This is a genomic window from Peribacillus sp. TE19612, from assembly GCF_056279465.1.
Genome location: NZ_JBWCCL010000007.1, coordinates 206,301 through 226,399, shown reverse-complemented (window position 1 = coordinate 226,399; position 20,099 = coordinate 206,301). Strand labels below are relative to the sequence as shown.

21 protein-coding genes are annotated in these 20,099 nt (G+C 38.1%); 7 read left to right on the top strand and 14 right to left on the bottom strand.

Annotated elements, in window-relative coordinates; genetic code table 11:
* Positions 1-59: 59 nt before the first annotated feature.
* Positions 60-314, top strand: a complete 255-nt coding sequence (locus ACZ9AO_RS14600; protein ID WP_054395714.1) for an alpha/beta-type small acid-soluble spore protein — start codon at positions 60-62, stop codon at positions 312-314.
* Positions 315-437: 123 nt separating this feature from the next.
* Here the strand turns inward: ACZ9AO_RS14600 and ACZ9AO_RS14595 are convergent, their stop codons facing one another.
* Both ACZ9AO_RS14595 and ACZ9AO_RS14590 read right to left on the bottom strand, forming a co-directional pair.
* Positions 438-1,649, bottom strand: coding sequence for an iron-containing alcohol dehydrogenase (locus ACZ9AO_RS14595; RefSeq protein WP_251539882.1), 1,212 nt, complete (start codon positions 1,647-1,649; stop codon positions 438-440).
* 121 nt (positions 1,650-1,770) lie between these two features.
* The gene (locus tag ACZ9AO_RS14590; RefSeq protein ID WP_251539883.1) at positions 1,771-2,658 is read right to left on the bottom strand and encodes a R2-like ligand-binding oxidase; all 888 of its coding nucleotides are present in this window, start codon (positions 2,656-2,658) and stop codon (positions 1,771-1,773) included.
* A gap of 138 nt (positions 2,659-2,796) precedes the next feature.
* Here ACZ9AO_RS14590 and ACZ9AO_RS14585 point away from each other — a divergent pair, with 138 nt between their 5' ends.
* Entirely contained in the window at positions 2,797-3,483 is a 687-nt protein-coding gene (locus tag ACZ9AO_RS14585) for a response regulator transcription factor (protein WP_251539884.1), read from the top strand.
* Positions 3,484-3,521: 38 nt separating this feature from the next.
* Here ACZ9AO_RS14585 and ACZ9AO_RS14580 read toward each other — a convergent pair whose 3' ends face one another.
* Positions 3,522-4,610, bottom strand: coding sequence for a branched-chain amino acid aminotransferase (locus ACZ9AO_RS14580; protein ID WP_251539885.1), 1,089 nt, complete (start codon positions 4,608-4,610; stop codon positions 3,522-3,524).
* Between the two features lie 596 nt (positions 4,611-5,206).
* Here ACZ9AO_RS14580 and ACZ9AO_RS14575 point away from each other — a divergent pair.
* Positions 5,207-6,475 carry an L-lactate MFS transporter gene (locus tag ACZ9AO_RS14575; RefSeq protein ID WP_251539886.1) on the top strand — a complete coding sequence of 423 codons (1,269 nt, stop codon included), beginning with the start codon at positions 5,207-5,209 and terminating at the stop codon, positions 6,473-6,475.
* Between the two features lie 550 nt (positions 6,476-7,025).
* Positions 7,026-8,093: an AI-2E family transporter gene (locus tag ACZ9AO_RS14570; protein WP_476109326.1), complete on the top strand. Its 1,068-nt coding sequence runs from the start codon at positions 7,026-7,028 to the stop codon at positions 8,091-8,093.
* Positions 8,094-8,343: 250 nt separating this feature from the next.
* Here the strand turns inward: ACZ9AO_RS14570 and ACZ9AO_RS14565 are convergent, their stop codons facing one another.
* Positions 8,344-8,796 (bottom strand): YueI family protein, encoded by a 453-nt coding sequence (locus ACZ9AO_RS14565; RefSeq protein ID WP_251539888.1) that lies wholly within the window; start codon positions 8,794-8,796, stop codon positions 8,344-8,346.
* 225 nt (positions 8,797-9,021) lie between these two features.
* Between ACZ9AO_RS14565 and ACZ9AO_RS14560 the strand changes: the two genes are divergently transcribed.
* Entirely contained in the window at positions 9,022-9,765 is a 744-nt protein-coding gene (locus ACZ9AO_RS14560; protein ID WP_476109325.1) for a L,D-transpeptidase family protein, read from the top strand.
* A gap of 394 nt (positions 9,766-10,159) precedes the next feature.
* Here ACZ9AO_RS14560 and ACZ9AO_RS14555 read toward each other — a convergent pair whose 3' ends face one another.
* From ACZ9AO_RS14555 to ACZ9AO_RS14510, 10 genes are all read right to left on the bottom strand, one after another.
* Complete coding sequence (locus tag ACZ9AO_RS14555) at positions 10,160-10,288, bottom strand: hypothetical protein (RefSeq protein WP_255256757.1); 129 nt, start codon at positions 10,286-10,288, stop codon at positions 10,160-10,162.
* 111 nt (positions 10,289-10,399) lie between these two features.
* Complete coding sequence (locus tag ACZ9AO_RS14550; protein WP_260088850.1) at positions 10,400-10,843, bottom strand: nucleoside 2-deoxyribosyltransferase; 444 nt, start codon at positions 10,841-10,843, stop codon at positions 10,400-10,402.
* 286 nt (positions 10,844-11,129) lie between these two features.
* Positions 11,130-11,450 carry a hypothetical protein gene (locus ACZ9AO_RS14545; RefSeq protein ID WP_137020179.1) on the bottom strand — a complete coding sequence of 107 codons (321 nt, stop codon included), beginning with the start codon at positions 11,448-11,450 and terminating at the stop codon, positions 11,130-11,132.
* A 110-nt stretch (positions 11,451-11,560) separates the two neighbouring features.
* On the bottom strand, positions 11,561-11,842 hold the full coding sequence (locus ACZ9AO_RS14540; protein WP_063577730.1) for a DUF4190 domain-containing protein: 282 nt from the start codon (positions 11,840-11,842) through the stop codon (positions 11,561-11,563).
* 654 nt (positions 11,843-12,496) lie between these two features.
* Positions 12,497-13,147, bottom strand: a complete 651-nt coding sequence (locus ACZ9AO_RS14535) for an amino acid ABC transporter permease (RefSeq protein ID WP_034307000.1) — start codon at positions 13,145-13,147, stop codon at positions 12,497-12,499.
* Positions 13,148-13,161: 14 nt separating this feature from the next.
* Complete coding sequence (locus ACZ9AO_RS14530) at positions 13,162-13,800, bottom strand: amino acid ABC transporter permease (RefSeq protein WP_057277535.1); 639 nt, start codon at positions 13,798-13,800, stop codon at positions 13,162-13,164.
* Positions 13,801-13,907: 107 nt separating this feature from the next.
* Positions 13,908-14,735 (bottom strand): transporter substrate-binding domain-containing protein, encoded by an 828-nt coding sequence (locus tag ACZ9AO_RS14525; RefSeq protein WP_251539890.1) that lies wholly within the window; start codon positions 14,733-14,735, stop codon positions 13,908-13,910.
* Positions 14,736-14,754: 19 nt separating this feature from the next.
* The gene (locus ACZ9AO_RS14520) at positions 14,755-15,483 is read right to left on the bottom strand and encodes an amino acid ABC transporter ATP-binding protein (protein WP_048687119.1); all 729 of its coding nucleotides are present in this window, start codon (positions 15,481-15,483) and stop codon (positions 14,755-14,757) included.
* Positions 15,484-15,907: 424 nt separating this feature from the next.
* On the bottom strand, positions 15,908-16,318 hold the full coding sequence (locus ACZ9AO_RS14515) for a hypothetical protein (RefSeq protein WP_081088609.1): 411 nt from the start codon (positions 16,316-16,318) through the stop codon (positions 15,908-15,910).
* 251 nt (positions 16,319-16,569) lie between these two features.
* The gene (locus ACZ9AO_RS14510; protein WP_034307016.1) at positions 16,570-17,472 is read right to left on the bottom strand and encodes an AEC family transporter; all 903 of its coding nucleotides are present in this window, start codon (positions 17,470-17,472) and stop codon (positions 16,570-16,572) included.
* Between the two features lie 258 nt (positions 17,473-17,730).
* Between ACZ9AO_RS14510 and ACZ9AO_RS14505 the strand changes: the two genes are divergently transcribed.
* On the top strand, positions 17,731-18,183 hold the full coding sequence (locus ACZ9AO_RS14505) for a nucleoside deaminase (RefSeq protein ID WP_057277922.1): 453 nt from the start codon (positions 17,731-17,733) through the stop codon (positions 18,181-18,183).
* A 25-nt stretch (positions 18,184-18,208) separates the two neighbouring features.
* Positions 18,209-19,972 carry an adenine deaminase gene (gene ade / locus ACZ9AO_RS14500; RefSeq protein WP_476109324.1) on the top strand — a complete coding sequence of 588 codons (1,764 nt, stop codon included), beginning with the start codon at positions 18,209-18,211 and terminating at the stop codon, positions 19,970-19,972.
* Positions 19,973-20,099 lie beyond the last annotated feature (127 nt).

Below are 20,099 nucleotides of genomic sequence, written 5' to 3'. Positions count from 1 at the left end.
GTTTATCATTTTCATTTCATTAGGATAACCTAAGAAAAAAATAGGAGGAGTGTTGCTGAATGGCAAGGAGAAGGAAAATATTAGTATCTGAAGCGCGACAAGGCCTTGATGATTTAAAAGCCAAAATCGCTGGTACAAAGAATCCCGAAGAGGCAAAGTTTGAAGTAGCAAAAGAAATTGGCGTACCGTTGAAAAAAGACTATAACGGTGAACTGACATCCAAGCAGAATGGAAAAATAGGCGGAAAGTTAGGCGGAGGCATGGTCAAGGAACTTATAAAGATGGCACAGGAAAACTTAGGAAAAAAACATTAACCAGAGTTTATCACTGTTGTTCTTAATAAATATAACGAAATGAACTGTTTGAATGAAAAATTTTGGGGCTTAACAGGTTACAACGCAATAAAAGCCAACCTTTAGGGGCTGGCTTTTTTAGTATCAGTTAATTTTCACGGGTGAAACTCTTGAAACAACTGACATTATTAATTCCTCCGACATCGGGTAATTAGCGGCAGCTGGATCGGTCATTACTGCTTTCAGAATTCTTTCCATATCCGACTGGTTAATTCCATAGGCGCTGAAGTCGGATGGCAGCCCAAGATCATATAGGAAAACACGTAGCTTTTCTACCACTTTCGCTAAGATCCTTTTTGAATCTTCATCCTGTATTTTCACACTAAAGGCTTCAGCTATCAAATGGGCCTTTTGAAGATATAAATCCGGGATTGATTCCATGACGACCGGTAATAATACGGCATTGGCCAGTCCATGCGGAATACGGAATAACGCTCCATATGCGTGGGCAAAATTATGAACCGGAATCGCATTCAATGCACTACAAAATGCAGTGATTCCCATCATGCTTCCATGCAGCATTTCCATTCTAGCCTCAATATTCGTTCCATCCTTTACAGCCCTCGGTAAATTTCTTTCAATAACTCGAATGGCCTGATATGCATATGCATCGGTTATTGATGTCGCTGCAGGTGAAATGATCGCTTCAATTGCATGTGTCAATGCATCGGCACCAGTAAACGCCGTAATGTCAGACGGCAGTCCGACTGTTAACTCGGGATCTAGAATCGCAACATCCGAACTTAAAAAAACATTGTAAATATTCATTTTTACTTTTTTATGTTCATTATATATGACTGCGATCGGGGATACTTCAGAACCGGTTCCTGCTGTTGTGGCTACGGAAATATGCGGGATATTCATGGATTGTGCTTTTGGAAAACCCTCATATAGAAAACCGCTTGATATTGAATCATTTATATCCGTAATGCCTTTATATAATCCGTATTTCAATGCTTTTGAGGTATCGATGACGCTCCCTCCACCAATGGCAAGGATGGCATCGGCATGCACTTCGCGTGCATATTTCAATGCTTCGTTTACACATTTACTCGCAGCGTCTTGTGTAACACCCAGAAACTGTCCAACTATTTCTGCTTTGGCACCTAATTTCTGCTGCTCAAAAGTTTCGGCAACTTTTTTAACGACGCCTGCATTTTCCAAGCCAGCATCACTCACGAGCAGAATCCTTCTTGCCCCCAGGCCATTGAATAGGCCCGGTATGAGTGAACGAGTGTTAGTGCCACTGTAAACCGAAGACCTTAACCAAAAATTCGAATGAGCATTTACCTTCATATCATTTCACCTCGGATTTAATAGTTTATATTCAAGGATCGTTCATACGTTGCATTCAAGTTCCTGACGGCCATCCATTAACAAATGTTAACTCACAGTATGCTTGTATCTTATTTCGGCATTACAAGACCCCATATTCCTTTTCATTACTTTGATAGATTTCTTCAATCCCTTTCCCTTTTGCCCTGGCTAATATCTCCATCCGCACTGATAATTGTTGCAGGGTGAAATTCAATACAGCTTGTTGGTCATTACCAAAAGGATTTCCTAACCGATCATATCCCTCCGTATTTAACGTGATGGCCAGTGGTGAAAGCTCCTCCATCCTCTTTTCAACCTGTTTAAAGATATGTGGATGTTTACTGATGATTCGCTGCAGCAGGAAAGTCCCATATGCAATATGGCGTGATTCATCCTTCTTCAAAAAACCCACACCTTTTAATAAACCAGGCATCATTTTATTAGCTTCGAGAGTCTGATAGAACCCGAAATATCCAGTTTCTGCAAGAACGCCTTCGGTAAACATATTATAAACAGTGGCTGCTTCTGCCAAGGCTTCTGGTGATTGATCGGTTAAAAGTTTCTCCATCGTTTCAGGCAATATTTCGTAAAAAATCGATTTATAAGTGTCTGAGTGATACACCGTCAAATCACCCGTTTCACCAATTTGATCTAATGTATAACGAAAGAACTCCATATGCTTCGCTTCCTCGAACAGAAATGTCGTTAAGTACATTTCTTCTTCGATCCGGCCTTCTTTGGCTATCGTCATTATGAGCGGCAGTAAATCCAAAGTCACGGCTTCTTCCCCGCCCTGAAAAAGGGAAATGATCCGTAATAACACTTCCCTTTCAATGTCAGTAAATGACTTCCAATCTTCTTTATCCTGGCTGAAATCAATGTCACGAGGATTCCATATTCCGAATTTCTTTGCCTTTTGGTAAAGTTTAAATGGTAGGGTATCTTCTCTAAAACTCCTGCTTGTGGTCGTTAAACTCTTTCTTTTCATGGTAATGCCTCCTTGAAATTATGAACTTTAAACTTTTGAATCTCTAAGGATTTTTAAATTTGTAAGAGTTTTCATTATATTGTAAGATATTAGTAGCATTTATCCTAGTACTGAAAATGTAGGGAGGAATTAAGTCGAATGCTTGAGGAAACTCTGATGAATCATGTAAAAAATATTTCCCAACAAAAAGATATGGCAAATAAATCACAAATGATCGTAAAGGGCTGTGTGGATTTTTTTTCATTTCAACGAGCATCTTTATTCAGTTACTCATGTTTAACAGGAATGGGTGAAGGAATTTGTGCATGTACAAGTGAAGATACTTTTTCATTACATAATGTTAGAGAAAATATTCATGATATATACCCGATCCACCAAGCAGTCATCCATAACAAACCCATATACTTAACCATCCAGCATGCGAAATCCTCCATCCCTGCAAAATATGTTAAAAGATTTTCCATCTCTTCATTGGTAATCATTCCGATAATTGTCAATGACTTGGCCATCGGTTTAGTGTTGGTTGACCCCATTCACGCCAACGAGCCCGTTACCAAGAATGATTTAATGAAGCTTTCCCATTATTTGAAACTGGCTGTCTGTTCAACATTCGATTCCGCCCCTCCCACTTACCTTCTAAGCAAACGTGAAGTGGAGGTCCTTCAATATTTAGCCAATGGGATGGGATTAAAGCAAATGGCACCAAAAATGAGCGTTAGTGAATTTACTGTCAGAGATCATATTTCTTCTGCTATCAGGAAATTGGGAGTGAATCACCGGACCGAGGCCGTCGCAGTAGCCATAAGGCACAAAATGATTATTTGAAAGCAAAAAAAAACCTTCAAAGAAGGTTTTTTTTAGTATCATTGAGTCACTTTTTCTTCAACTTTCGTAGTCCAGCTCAACTCGTCTGCGACTTTACCTGTTTGGACACCTGTCAGTGTATCATAAAGCTTTCTGGAAAGTTCGCCCGTTTCTCCGCTTTGAACAAGCATTTCTTCACCATTCCACAAAAATTCACCAATTGGTGATATGACCGCGGCTGTTCCCGTTCCAAAGGCCTCTTCCAAGTGACCTAATTTATGGGCTTCATGGACTTCCTCCATCGAGATGCGTCTTTCCGACACGGGAAGACCCCAATGTTTCAGCAATTCTATAATGGAATCACGAGTAATACCCGGAAGAATGCTTCCATTTAAAGCAGGGGTGATGATTTCACCATTAATTTTGAAGAAAACATTCATGCTTCCAACTTCTTCGATATACTTTTTCTCCACTCCGTCTAACCAAAGAACTTGGGCATAACCCATCTTTTCGGATACTTCCTGGGCTTTTAGGCTCGATGCATAATTACCGCCCGTTTTGGCTTCACCTGTACCTCCATTAACTGCACGTGTAAAAGCTGACTCCACTGCAATTTTAACTGGATGGATGCCTTCTTTATAATACGAACCCACTGGTGACATGATAATGATGAACTGATACTTATTCGATGGAGATACTCCAAGATAAGGCTCAGTAGCTATAATGAATGGCCTGATATATAAAGATGTCCCTTCTGCCTGGGGAACCCAATCCTTATCAACGCTAATTAAAGTCTTTAAGGCCTTCAACGCGAAATCAACGTCGACATCCGGTATGCATAATCGGCTATTCGAACTATTTAAGCGTTGGAAATTCTTTTCCGGACGGAATAAGATAATTTCATCCTCAGGTGTTGCATATGCCTTCAATCCTTCAAAAACGGATTGACCATAGTGAAAAATCATAGCTGACGGCTCCAATGAGAGCGGTTGATAAGGAACAATTCTTGGATCATGCCACCCTTGCCCTTGTGTGTAATCCATAATAAACATATGATCGGTAAACTGCTTACCGAACTCAAGCTGGTCCGCTTGTGGTTTTTCTTTCTTTGTTGTACTAAGCGTGATTTGCATGTCATGTTCCTTCATTACCAAAACCCCTTGTTGATTAAATTTACAAGATTTCACTTCCATAAAATCTATCTTTCATTAGTTTACTCCTATAAGGAATCATAGTTCAAGCCTTTAAGACGAAATTTTCGGAATTTTTTAAAATAAATGGGTTTTTCTTTGATTTCCAGACTATGATTCCTGAAAAAAGAATCAATTATTCCTGAAACCACTAAAAATATCAATTCCGAGTGGTACGCTAATATGTCTTGAATATTAGATTAATTTTATCAAAATAATCACTATAAAGCCAATGAGAATAATTCTGGTTATTCCATCATGGTACCTTAAGCAATTTCATACTAACCTGCAAGATCGAAAATTAAAAAGATTTCGCAAATTCGTGATCACAGCTTCTCCATAACACTTCCTTAAGTTGTTTTTCTTTATTCCATTCCCAAATTTAATCCAATGGAATGAGGAGGAAAGATTTTCATGAATTTCAATTTAGTAGTTTACTACTAAATAATATTCTTATATACTTATTCCACAAGATAGATAAATAGCATGCAAAACCTTCTATTATAGATAAAACGCATGCTACTTTCTTAATTTTGACGAAAAGGGGTAACAACATGACAAAAAATAGATGGTTAATCGCTTTATCCGCTATCGCCATTCACCTATCCATTGGCGGTGCATACGCATATAGCGTTTACAAAAAACCATTAGTTGAGACCATGGGGTGGTCAGAAACTGAAGTAACGTTAGCATTCACAATAATGATGGCGCTTGCAGGAACTTCTGCTGCCTTCTTTGGCAAGTTCGTAGAAAAAAATGGACCACGAAAGTCAGCTATGGTCGCGGCTGTATTATTCGGATTAGGACAAGCTGGTTCCGGTTTAGCGGTAATGGTCGATTCACTTCCGCTCTACCTATTGACTTATGGGGTGTTAAGTGGACTTGGTATGGGAATCGGGTACATTTCACCAGTATCCACTTTAGTCAAATGGTTCCCAGATCGCAGGGGATTGGCAACAGGAATGGCAGTTTTAGGTTTCGGTGCCGGAGCTCTCATTACAGCCCCAGTCGCTGCAAGCCTTATGGAATCCGTTGGCATTTATACTACATATTATATTTTAGGCGCAGGCTATTTCATACTGATGTTCTTAGGGGCATCATATATTGCACCTCCAACAGCCAACTGGCTGCCTGAAGGAATGAAGAAAGATATTGAGTCCGGTAAGAAAGAACTGAAGAAAGACCTAAGGCAATTAACTGCAAAAGAAGCGGTTAAAACTAAACACTTCTGGATGTTATGGTCCATGAAATTAATCAATACAAGTGCAGGGATCATGATGATTTCGGTTGCATCTCCTATGGCTCAAGACGTTGTCGGTCTGTCAGTGGCAGGTGCAGCAACATTAGTAGGTATAATGGGAATCTTTAATGGCGGAGGAAGACTTGGCTGGGCAGCAGCATCTGATTATATAGGCCGTCCAAATGTTTTCGTCATTTTCTTTATCATTCAAATCGGTGCGTTCCTTTTACTTCCTACCACTACAAATACACTATTGTTCCAAGGACTCATCTTGTTGGTCGTTAGTTGTTATGGAGGAGGATTTTCTAATCTCCCTGCATTTGCCGGGGATTTATTTGGAACTAAGGAAATTGGGGCCATCCACGGTTATCTTTTAACTACATGGTCTCTAGGTGGGGTTTGCGGCCCAATGTTGGTTACTGCAATCAGGGAAAGTACGAACAGTTACATCCCGGTATTCTACGTTTTCGCAGCATTAATTGCAATAGCATTCGCCATTTCCATCTGGTTGCGTCTAGACATCAAAAAAATGCAAAGAGAACAGAAACAAGGTGCAACGAACACATTCAGTAAAATATCATAATTTAAAACCCTGTAAAAAGGCATTATCAAGTAAACTTCCATAACCGGAATTTACCTTGATGATGCCTTTTTAGTTTGTATATGACCATAACAGCGGCTGCTCATAATAAATTTTCGGATATCTTCCGGGATTGAGATAATTCGATATCTTTTGTGAAACTTTTTATGATTTATCATCCTAGCAGGATTCTTTGCTGGTGAATTTTTGAGCATTGCTTAAACTTAACCCCAGTAGTCTATGGAAATGGTGTTATTGGGATTATCGACTTATGAATGTGAGGACAGGTAAAAGTCAAAGTGCCAAATATTTTTTTAATTTGACCTTCATTTTGCAGTGAAAGTCTTGTTTTCGTTTGCTTGCCGCTATATTAACAGGCTATATTCCACTTTCCTTCTGGTCAGCTAGTAATCCTTTCATGTTCAAAAATAAAACAGCACTATCGAAAAAAGTTGAATGATCATTTTACACCAAACAAATTGAACAAGTTATTTAGTTTAACATTAAGCTAAATCAGGGAATCAAGTAAGAGATGGAATTAGGGGGGATTGTCTTGTGGATCAATAAACCGTTTTTTAAATATGCTTGCGCGATCATTTTGATCATTTTAATTATTTTTTTACTGGGTAAGATTGATTATGTTCTGCTGCCGCTGCAAAAAATCATTGCTGCCATGTTTTTTCCAATTATTGTGGCTGGGCTTTTATACTATATATTACGGCCGGTCGTTAACTTGTTAACTGAGTTTATCCCGATGTCAGCTAGCATCTTTACCGTGTTTTTGATTATATTTAGCATGATTGGGATGGTAAGTTACTTTGGAAGTCCTGTAATCGTGGACCAATTTCAAAAATTATCTGAAAACCTCCCCAGCAAAGTCAAGGAATTCTCTAAAGAATCGGAAGTCATGATTGAAAAAAATGATTTTGGCCTGGTAAATATGGAAGAGTTGAAAGAAAAAGCGGTCACTCATTTGAAAGATTATTCGGAAAAACTCATTGTGAATATCAATACCATTTTATCCACGATCACTAGTGTATTAACAGTATTGGTCATTACACCATTCATTTTATTCTATTTCTTGAAGGATGGAGATAAATTACGACCATTTCTATTAAAATACATACCGAACGATGTAGAATCAGAGGGGAACACGATTTTAAAAGACGTCGATAAAGCCCTCTCAACTTATATTATCGGTCAATTCATCATATCAATTGTCATAGGGACCTTGATGTATGTTGGCTACCTTATTATCGGTCTCGATTATGCACTCGTATTAGCCTTATTCGCCATGATTTTTACCGTTGTACCATTCCTTGGTCCATTAATAAGCATCATCCCCGCCCTTTTCATTGCCTTACAGCAAGACATTGGGCTGGCAGTGAAAGTACTCATTGTCCTTACTGTCGTTCAACAGGTCGAAGGGCACTTGGTTACACCGAATATTATGGGGAAACGGCTTAACATTCACCCTCTTACCATTATCCTATTGCTGCTTGCTGCTGGATCAATATACGGATTCATTGGCATTTTAATCGCTATCCCAACCTATTCCGTAGTAAAAACGATTATAGGGAATTTCAGGAAGTTTTACAGGTTACGGAATAGGATTACATAAACAGGAAAAGTTGTCTACACACTTAATTAAAAGAACGATTAAAAATAAAAACAAAAATCACTCGTTTCAGACTGTAGACCAACTCTTAAGAAAGAGAATTTGCCTATAGTTTTTTCTTTCAAAAAAAGTTCCAGCTTATTTCATAAAAACCATAAGAAAACCATTATGGAAAACCTAGTCTTACTATCATGGTTAGGGATAGTCCTTTCCGACCTCTTTTGTAGACAAACTAAAAACGTTGATAGTTGCATCAACGTTTTTTTAATAATTTTTTAACACAGCGTTTGAAAAACGCTGTGAAGCTTTTCTTTTTGATGACTTGCTGGGTATGAATTTGCTTCTTTATATAAATTTCTTCTTTGTTTATGGCGTTACTTTCCGCTAACACCAGACCCAAATCGGAGTTATGATCTTTGTTTAGGACGATTTTGTAAGGAATATCATGATTCGTTGCCAATTTAATATATTTTCCTAGATATTGATAGTCCATCTGACCATTTAAAAACAAATTTGAATGGGGATACTGCTTCATCATTTGCTCTATCTCCGGGTATACACTCGTTTCAAAGACTTGGCTTCTTTTTAAGACGATGACTACGCGTTCCCGTAATGTGCCCAGAAATTCCCTTCGTTCACCAGCCTTGATTTCTTTTGGACCATGGATGCCTTGTTCTAGATAGTCCTCCACCTTTAGGCGTGACAATTCTTACCCACCTCCGCTTTCACTTCAATAATGTATGTAATATGGTCAAAAATAGTGCCCATCATTCTCTTGATATGCATAAAAGTGAAATTGGATCTAAGTTTGACTTTTCCCATAGTTAATTAGTCTACCCTTATTTTAAAAAATTGTCACTTTAGCCTCACTTCAAGCATAGGATAGTATATGTGTAAATGTAGGTTGCTTAAATGAGGGACGGGGAAAAACATGAAAAAATTAATTGTATTTGTATTGATTTTCGCCTTTAGTTTTTTGGGGTTCAGTAATACTTCAGGTGCGGCAGCAAGACAACTGATTATCATCAATAAAGACAATAATCAGCTTGCCTATTACGAAAATGATAAATTGGTGAGGGTATTCATCGTAGCTACAGGTAAGAAAGCCTCCTACACTCCTGAAGGAAAGTTTAAAGTAGTGACAAAGATTGTGAATCGTCCCTATTATAAAGGCAACATCAGAGGCGGAGACCCAAAAAACCCTCTAGGTAAAAGATGGCTGGGGATCAATGCAAGGAATACACCAGGAAATACGTACGCAATACACGGCAATAATGATTCTACAACCATCGGGAAATATATAAGTGCCGGTTGTATTCGTATGTATAACAATGATGTACAATGGCTTTACGATAGGGTGAGAATGAACACTGTAGTCTTGATTGCCAATTCGAATAAATCATTTGCCAACATAGCTGCCACGAATGGATTTAAAGTGAGCGGATCTGTGAGCCTGCCCGTAAATTCAAACGCTTCCCTAAAGAAAGGAAGCAGTGGCCCTCAAGTTGTCGAACTGCAAAAAAGATTAACTAAACTTGGATTCAGCACTAAAGGAGTAGATGGGTCATTTGGAAAAAACACCGAAACAGCCGTAAAGAAATTCCAAAAGTCAAAAAAACTTACTTCTGATGGAATCGTCGGACCAAAAACAAAAAAAGCACTAGGACTTAAATAATTTTCTCACTGATATCCACTGATTAGAGGATATCTTTTTTTATATTAACTGTACAAACTATACATTATTACCCATATCGTCTTTAATTTTCCACCATCAGATATTGACTTTATGTTATAATTTATACATCAACAGCTAATCATAATCGCACTGTCATTACATACAAGGAGGTACTACAAATGTACGATGAAATTCTCGTGAATTCCATTAAAGCAATTTTTGTTATCGGCACCATTTCAATGTTTGTGATTTTAGGATTCGTAAAAGGACGCAGGTTTTAACTTTATCCAATCGTTAAAATATCTCCACCTGCCTGGTTTCTTGTATTATTTCATACAGTAATCAGGCTATTTTCTCTTAAAAAAAAGCATATCCTCAATGGGCATGCTTTTCTTTACCAGTTCCAATTATCCGTATTATCTAAAAGTTGATCGATGTCAAATGTATCAAGATGGAATGGAACTGACTCTTCTGCTATCGCTTCAGTGGCTAACAATAATTGGTCGATATCAATAATGGCCAAAACAGTCCTCTCCCTTTTTTTATGGTCTTTACCCTCATTTTTAAATACTTTAAACAATTCGTTCAAAAGAAATTTTATTAGAGGGTATCCTTAAAATTTTACATTTGACTTTTATTTAAGATGCAATGAATCTTGTTCAGATCCTTCCGGAGAAAGCGTATGTATCAATTTAACCAGCTTATAAAAGGTCCCGCTGCAGATTGTTACCTCGGGCAGATTATGAAATATTGATTTTTTATTAATATGATAATTGTCTTTCTCAGGCGAATACACAATTATTTTCTTATTTAAAGATAAAGCATAGCCAAGCTCATATAGATTACCTTTTCCAGCGGTTAGGAAGATCAGCATGAAATCGGCTTCCTCTATCCCCTTTTTTTCATATTCTCCAATGTCGTCCGTTATTTGGTTTTTCTCATCATTCGTTATTAAATTCATGTCATTCACACAAGTAAATCCTTTTGAAGTCAATTTCTTGATCAATGATTTTACTTGCTTCAAATTTTTTTCGTCTGATGCTATATAATATTTCACACACACACCTCCAAAATATATAACTATTGATACTTTTTACCTATGTTACCTATACTATACATATTCGTTATAAAGAACGCAATATCCTTTCCCCAAAAATAAAAAATAATTAAATGGGGAATTTTTTAGCGAAACTAAAAACCATCATTCCTTTTACAGGTAATGATGGTTTTTTATATTTTATGAAGTGGCACTATTATCACTATCGACTTCAGAAAATAATATATTATGTACTGGTCTGACATTCCGGGTTACAAATTCAAGACATCCAAAATAAAAACCTTGTCCTTTAACCGGCAAGGTTTTTTTATTTTTCATAAGTGATATTTTCTATTTCAATTCTGAAGGGTGCAGCCTCGCATATATTAATTCCCCGATCCAGATTCACCTTTTCCATTTCGCTTGCATCCGGGATTCTTTTTTTATCGTGAATAAAATGTTCGACCATGGATTCCAGCAGTTCTTGAGCACAAGCTAAGGCATCTACCCGATTCCTACCACTAACGGAAGAAATAATTCCTTCTCGCCTAAAATCCGGGAAACAAACTTGAACGGAAAAAGAGTCGATAATCAACGGGTGTTTTTCATAATAGAATACGGCTGGGTACTCAAAGATTTGAATGGTCAAAATATCATCCCTTCATACAATATTTAGATATTTATAATAATTATAACATGAATTTCCATTTTATATAGGTTTAAATTACATTTCTTTGTTTGTCAAGTTAATACTTACATTCAATAGGTTGATATGTCCGTATTGACTACGAAATAAAAAAACACCATGAAAATCAAAATCATGAGAACATTCAAGATTATTCCTATAATGCTGCACACTTTTCCAGCTGTCACTAAACCATTTCCAGATTCACCAGTAAGGTTCATTTCTTGTTTACTTTTCGATGCAAATATTAACCCTAAAATACCTAATATGATGCCGATGATTGGAATAAACAGGGATAATACCCCCATGATCAATGATACAATCGCTTTGCTATTGCTTCTTTTAATTTCCGACATATATTCCACCTTCTTTCTTCCTTTATATATACGGTTATTAAAAGCAAAAGATTCATTTTTTGTGTACTCATTCATCATTAATATTCGAGTTGATTCCAGAGGTCCGCTCCCTTTCCGACGGCTATCTGCCAAGCCGCATCAAAGTAAACATCTCCGGGGTCTCGGCTAGCCATTCGGCTGGAGTGTCGTATATCTCTTCAATCCATTAAGGATTACAGTATAAAACCATGAAGGATAACTTAGTTTCAACTTGTTTGAGATGAGTCCAGCTTACGGTTTTTTCTTAAAATAACATTCCAGTTGATTCCAGAAATCCGCTCCCTTTCCGCCGACTGTCTGCCAAGCCTCCTCGGCACAAGCGCCTGTGGGGTCTCGGCTAGCCAGTTATTCGGCAGGAGTGTCGCAAATTTCTTCCATCCATTAAGGATTACAGTTATAAAATCATGAAGGATAACCTAGTCTTAAACTCGGTTCGAATGAGTCCAGCCTACGGTTGCTTCTTAAAATATTATTCCAATCGATTTCAGAAGTCCGCTCCTTTTCCGCCGACTGTATGGATCATGGAGTATAAACAAGTTTTAAAACAAGGTTGAGGGTGAGACACTTCCGAATCTCCTAGACAAATAGAAAACGACTCATTTCTGAGTCGTTTTTTTAGGTTCGTTTCAATTCAAGTCTCTGGGCTACCAAAGAAAGGCTATAGTTAACTATGAAATACATGAGAGCCACCAGGATCAAAATCGGTATTAAATACTTTTGACTTTGTCCGTATATGATTTGACCATGATGGGTCAGCTCCGGTAAAGAGATGACAACAGCTAAAGAGGTGTCCTTTAATAAAGAAATGAATTGGCTGACAATAGGAGGAACCATGCGGCGCAGCGCTTGGGGCAGAATAATATGTATCAATGCCTGTGTATAGCTCAAACCTGATGAACGGGCAGCTTCCATTTGGCCTTTATCAATGGACTTCAATCCACTTCGAATGACTTCAGAAAGCATGGCTGACTCAAAAATTGTCAAGGCAACTATGGCTGCTGGAATGATTTCCAGTTTAATCCGTATCTCCGGCAAAGCAAAATACGTAAAAAATATGATTAATAACAGAGGCAAATTACGTACAGTTTCTACAATCAAAGCTAATATTTGTGATAACACCGGCACTTTTGCGTATCGGATTATACCTACAAGACCGCCAATAATGAAACTTAGAATAATGGATATAAAAGCTACCTGGAGCGTTACCCAAAATCCTTCTAATAAAAACTTAAGATTATCTGGTGTATAGGCACCTGCAAAATCCATATCTTATACCTCCCTCAATTACTCTTAGCCAGACGTTTTTCCAAATAACCAACGCCAAAACTTAAAGGAATGGTAAGAATTAAGTAAAACGCTGCCACGAAAATGTACACATCAAACACGACAAATGTCCTTGAAGAAATCAAATCCCCGTGGTACATAAGATCGAGTCCTGCAACGACGGCCAAAATGGAAGAATTCTTTACTAGATTGATAAATTGGTTCCCTAAAGGAGGAATGACTATTTTAACGGCCTGCGGCAGTATGACGAGCCTCATGGCCTGCCCATATGTCAGGCCTGAAGAACGTGCAGCTTCCATTTGACCCTTAGGCACGGAGAGTATGCCTGCCCGAATTGCCTCAGCTATGAAAGATGAAGTGTAAATGGTCAAGGCTAATGTCCCTGCATATAGACCGCTTAGTTTAAGACCAAGAAAGAAGAAAAAGGTAATGATCAATAACGGTATGTTCCGAATGAACTCGACATAGGCGGTACCCAGCCAGTTTAATGGCTTTATTGGCGCAATCCGCATGATGGCAATTAGCACCCCAAGAATCAAACTCGATACCAACGCGACCAAACTCGACATGATCGTATTTTTAAAGCCTAATAAATACATATCCAGATTCTCTGTTAAAATGGAGAAATCAAGCACGGCATTCAACTCCTTTAACTAGTAAGGATGAGCAAAACGCTCATCCTCACAGACAAATGTACAAATGTTATTTAAGGTCAGCTTCCCTTATCCATTTGCTGAAATGTTTAATGTTTAATCCATTTATCATGGATTTCATCGTACTTGCCTGAATCTTTAAGAGACTTAAGGGCTTTATTCAACTCTTCAACAAATTCAGCATTTCCTTTTTTCACGGCAATACCATAAGGTTCTTCCGTAAATGTACCGCCAACAAGCTCATAGCTTGGATCTTCATCTGCCATTCCATAAAGGATGGAATCATCCGTTGTCAATGCATCCCCTTGTCCGGATTTAAGTGCAGCGAACGCTTCGGAATAGTTTTCAAATTCCAGCACTTGTGCTTCAGGAGCTTTTTCACGGATATTTATGGAAGAAGTAGAGCCCTTGACAGCCAATACCTTTTTCCCTTTTAGACTATCAATACCCTTGATATCGCTGCCCTTTTTGACCAACAAAGATTGTCCGGCGTCGAAGTAAACATCAGTGAAGTCAACTTCTTTTTTACGATCTTCCGTGATTGTCATGGTTGCTACAATTGCGTCGATATCACCATTATTCAATAATGCCATCCTGGTTTTAGAAGTCACTTCTTTAAATTCAACTTTATTCTCATCACCAAGGATTTCTGCTGCAAGAGCTTTGGCAATATCAATATCAAAGCCTTCAACCTCTCCAGTACTAGGATTCTTCAATCCGAATAGTCTTGTATCATTTTTCACCCCAAAAACGATCTTATCCTTTTCCTTCACTTGTGCGAGAACATCTTTTTCTTTGCCTTTACCTCCACCCTCTTCAGCTTTGTCTGAATCGTTCCCCCCGCCGCATCCAGCTAATAAAATGACAGCCAGTAAGGATAGCAAAGATAATTTTAACCATTTCTTTTTCTTCAACATGTAATTCACCCCTGTTTTTTTAATGATTTAATATACGGCTAAGGAATAAACGAGCCCTCTCTTCACGAGGATTGGCGTAAAACTCAGCCGGTGATGCCTCTTCTAAAACCCTGCCTTCGTCCATGAATACGATTCGATCCGCTACTTCACGGGCAAATCCCATTTCGTGCGTGACCACCACCATCGTCATACCTTCATGGGCAAGTGCTTTCATTACATCCAGTACCTCGCCAATCATTTCTGGATCCAAGGCTGAGGTAGGTTCATCAAATAGCATGATTTCAGGCCCCATTGCCAAACCTCTGGCAATCGCTACCCGTTGCTGCTGTCCACCTGAAAGCTGAGAAGGAAATGAATTCGCTTTATCTCCAATCCCCACTTTGTCCAAATACTTCAGTGCAATCTTTTTCGCTTCCTCTTCGGATTGCCCCAGGACTTTCCGGGGAGCAAGCATGATATTCTCTAGCACTGTTTTATGGGGATATAAGTGAAAATGCTGGAAAACCATACCGATATTCCGACGAAGTTTGTTTATGTCCGTCTTTTTATCCGCTACATTTAGACCATTAATTGAAAGGGAACCTTGCGAAATGGTCTCTAGACGATTAATGCATCGAAGCAGTGTACTTTTTCCTGATCCGGAAGGTCCAATGACCACTACCACTTCCCCTTTTTTGATTGTTAGATTAATTTCTTTCAATACATGGAAATCGCCATAATACTTATTCACTCTGTCAAAAACTATCATAATTAGCCCCCTGCCCAAAACTGAAAATTTATAATAATCAGAATTCTAAAAGCGTAATATATCACTCTTTTAACTCGAAACAAATCTTATGTATAATCCTTTCTTCAAAAATTATTTCCCAATATTTCATAATTCATTGTGAAAAGTCCATTTTTATTATTATTTTAAACTAGTAATTCAAATAATATATTCAATATTCACATTTTTTATTATATATAATATTTCTTAAAATTACCATATAAACTTTAAATTGTTAAAAACAATATCATATTTTATGATATTATTGCTATATTTCATAAAACTGGTAAATTTAAACTGATATCCTATAAAAAAAATCCCTCTTTTTGTAAAAAAATCTTTTATTTCCCGAAAACTGAATATGCTTTTAATAATACAAAAAGACAGCATTTGCTGTCTTTTCGTTTTATTCCTTTATCGCATCTTCAAATGGTGCTGAATACAAACCCCTTGGCGCCAGCATATCGGTATCTGATTCATGAATTTCCCCATTGTGGGTATATGGACCTGCTGGAAAAAAGTCAAACAAATCACTTTCCTTATGTATGATCAAGAAATAATCGTATAAATCATCCATAAGTTCCTGATGTTCATCTATTTTCATGATTTCACCACATTCATCAATTTCAAAGTTTTCATTAATCGCATCTTGAAGTTCCTCATTATTTGAATACGCGATATAAAAATCGACATCTCCGCACTCCATGCATAGCAAGAGTTTTTCTTCCAGTGCTTCTTCAAAGGTTTTCAGGACGATTTCCTTTAGTATGGCATCAATCTTTCCAGGATTAATCAATTTAATTTCAGTCTGGAACACAAAACCCCTCCAATCAAATACTGGCATTAAAATACCAAACGCCAGTTTAATAAGCTACAATTTAATATTAAAATGAAATTGTTGAAATCATTTTTTCATCAACACCTAAATTAATGGCATAAGTTCATAAACCGCGATGGGTACCTAGCCCAAGATTTGGTCATAAAGGGCAATGCCGATAATTTGGCCGGATCACGACCTCCGATTAGTGCTTATAATAAGTTTGCCCACATAATTAGAATCATAATCTTCTATAATACAAAGAAAAAGATGATGGGAAGCGTAATCAGGCTTAATGATGTACTGATGAATGTAGCACTTGAAACGAATTCAGGCTCCGTGTTGAATTGGAGCGCATACATCGTAGTGTTGGCCGCTGTTGGCATGGCAGCTACGATGATCATGATATGCCTGACCATTTCACCCACTGGCAAGGCGAGTGATAACAGGAAGGCAATTGCTGGTGAAACGGCAAGTTTAAGAAGAAGTGAAACTGATAGCTTTCGATAAGCAATTTTTTTCAGGGAAATGTTGGCCAGCTGCATTCCCAGTGTAATCATGATTGTTGGGATCGCTGCGTTTGCAACAAGATTAATAGCTTCCATAACCGAATTGCTTAAAGGTATGTTCACGAACTGAAATACTGTTCCTGCAATAGCTCCATAAACAATTGGCATTCGACAAACCGCTTTAATTGCTGTTTGAACTCCGTTTCCTTCAGGACTGCCCTTTGCTGCGAAATAAATGCCGATCGTGCACATCACTAACTGCTGTCCCACCATAAGGATGATTGCATAATCGAGTCCTGCGGCTCCGAATAACAGGAAAATGACGGGTGTACCGTAATTCCCGTTATTCATGAATGCCGATGCCAATATCATGCCGCTTGTTTCAGTGACTGTATAATTGCGAAAAAAAGATATAATGTAGACTACCAGTATGAGAGAAAGGCAAAGTACTATCGTGAATAAGAACAGGTAAAAATAATTAATCGTAAATTCTGCGGAATAAAAAGTCCGGAACACGAGAAAAGGTGACATTAAATATAATGCCATCGTGGAAATCGATTTTGTATCAAGATTAAACTTTTTCTGACCGATGAAACCTAAAACAAATATACCGAATATCGGTAATAGAACTCCCAAAAAACCCATGCATATCACCTTCATAATTCTAATGATTTTCTTCTAACAATATCAGTTTTATAATTATTTGTAAAAATTCTTTTAAATTCTTTTGATTACACTCATAAACCCCAACATAAATTGATTTTTCTTTATTTTCAGAAAACAATATTCAATTTCCCTAGACATATGATATATTGTTTATTATATTTACGTTAAAAAACGTAACATTAACACTTTTGGGTTATTAATATATGAAGGGGTGTTTTTTTAGTGGATGTAAAATTCATGGAAATGGCCGTTCGACTTGCAAATGAAAATGTACTGGCTAAGAACGGAGGTCCTTTTGGTGCTATTATCGTAAAAGATGGCAAAGTCGTAGGCAGAGGATGTAATAATGTGACAACGGCCAACGATCCTACAGCGCACGCCGAAGTACAGGCGATTCGTGATGCATGCAGGAATCTCGACAGCTTCCAGCTTACAGATTGTGAAATTTACACTAGCTGCGAACCATGCCCCATGTGCATCGGTGCTATTTACTGGGCACGTCCAAAAGCCATTTATTACGCATGCACTAAAGAAGACGCTGCAGTTATTGGCTTTGATGATCACTTTATCTACCAAGAACTTGCCCTGCCAATGGAAAACCGCACGATTAAAATGAAACAATTGTCTTTTAATGACCACGATTTACCATTCCGAACATGGGAAACCAATACGGAAAAAGTGAAATATTAACCGGTTATATATGGCCAAAGGGGTTATGAATATGAAAAAAAACTTGCTTAAAAGGAGAATTGACGTTGCAACAGGAAGAACACCTGCAGATTGCGTCATTAAGAACGGGCAAATCATAGATGTTTTCAATGGCGATATCTATACAGGCGACATTGCGATCGCCGATGGTTACTTTGCTGGAATTGGGCGTTATGAGGGTACTTCGGAAATCGATGCTGCAGGAAAATTCGTATGCCCTTCCTTCATTGATGGCCATGTTCATATAGAATCATCGATGGTCAGGCCTTATGAACTTGCAAAAATCCTCCTTTTACATGGTGTGACCTGCATCGTTGCGGATCCTCATGAAATTGCCAATGTTTCTGGCAAAAAGGGCATGGAATATATGATTGAACAATCTGATCAACTTCCTTTTGATTTTTACTTCATGATGCCCTCTTGTGTACCTGCTACGGAGTTTGAACATTCTGGTGCAGTCTTAAGAAGTGAAGATTTAATTTCCTTTTATCAAAACCCAAGAGTGCTTGGTTTAGCCGAAATAATGAATTTTCCCGCCGTTTCACATACAGATGAGGATATGCTGAAAAAAATATACGATGCAAATAGACTGGGCAAAAGCATTGATGGCCATGCAGCTGGATTATCCGAACAACAGCTCGATGTTTATCTGAGTGCAGGCATTAAAACGGATCATGAATGCACTACAGCGGAAGAGGCAAAAGAAAGACTGCGTAAAGGAATGTATCTTATGATCAGGGAAGGCACCGTCGCCAAAGACTTAATTAACCTGATTCCAGTTATTAACGAGAAGAACTCCCGCCGTTGTTTATTCGTCACCGATGACAGGCACCTAGATGATATAGTTTCTGAAGGAAGTATCGATCACAACATTCGACTTTCCATAGAAACAGGTATCCCGCCAATTACCGCCATTCAAATGGCGACCATTAATGCAGCGGAATGCTTTGGATTAAAGGAACATGGTGCAATTGCACCTGGATACAAGGCAGACTTCCTTCTACTGGATGATCTTGATTCAGTCATCCTCCATTCGGTCTTCAAAGATGGAAAGCTTATGGTTCAAAATAATCGTTTGCTTAACTATCCAGCTGATGAGAAACAGGTTATTATCGACGGATTGAAGCACTCTGTTCAATTTCATGAAATTACCGGAGATGATTTCGCGATACCTTTTAAAAATGAGTTCGCTAATATTATTGAGATAACTCCAAACAGCTTGATTACAAAGCATTCGATTGAACCGGTCACACTTAATCATGATGGACTATTTCAGTTCTCCGAACATGTTGATCATCTAAAACTTGCTGTTATTGAACGGCATCATATGACCAAACAAATGGGCCTGGGTATCGTCAAAGGGCTCGGGTTGAAATCAGGAGCCATTGCCACGACAGTAGCCCATGATTCACATAATTTGATCATTGCCGGAACGAATGACCAGGATATGCTTCTGGCAGCTAAGGAAATCAAAAAAATGCAGGGTGGATTGACTGTAATCCAAAATGGGGAAATACTAGCCTCCCTTCCCCTTCCAATAGCTGGTTTGATGAGTGAATGCAATTATATGGATGTGGTCCATTCATTGAAGCACATCGATGAAGCCTTATTGAAACTCGGGGCTAACAGGCATTTCAACCCTTTTCTTACACTTGCCTTCTTGGCGCTACCTGTCATCCCTGAAATCAAACTGACGGATCAGGGTTTATTTTCCGTTTCTGAGTTTAGGCATATCCCCCTCGAAGCCTCAAAGTCAGTCGATTTAAATTAACCCGCTAGTCGGGTTTTTTTTATCATCTAAAAAAATTCAAAAAGAAAAAGGTTCCGACTCAACATAAAACGGGAAAAGGATATATGGGCATCATCTATGTTAAAATAAAAATAAACACAAATCTTTC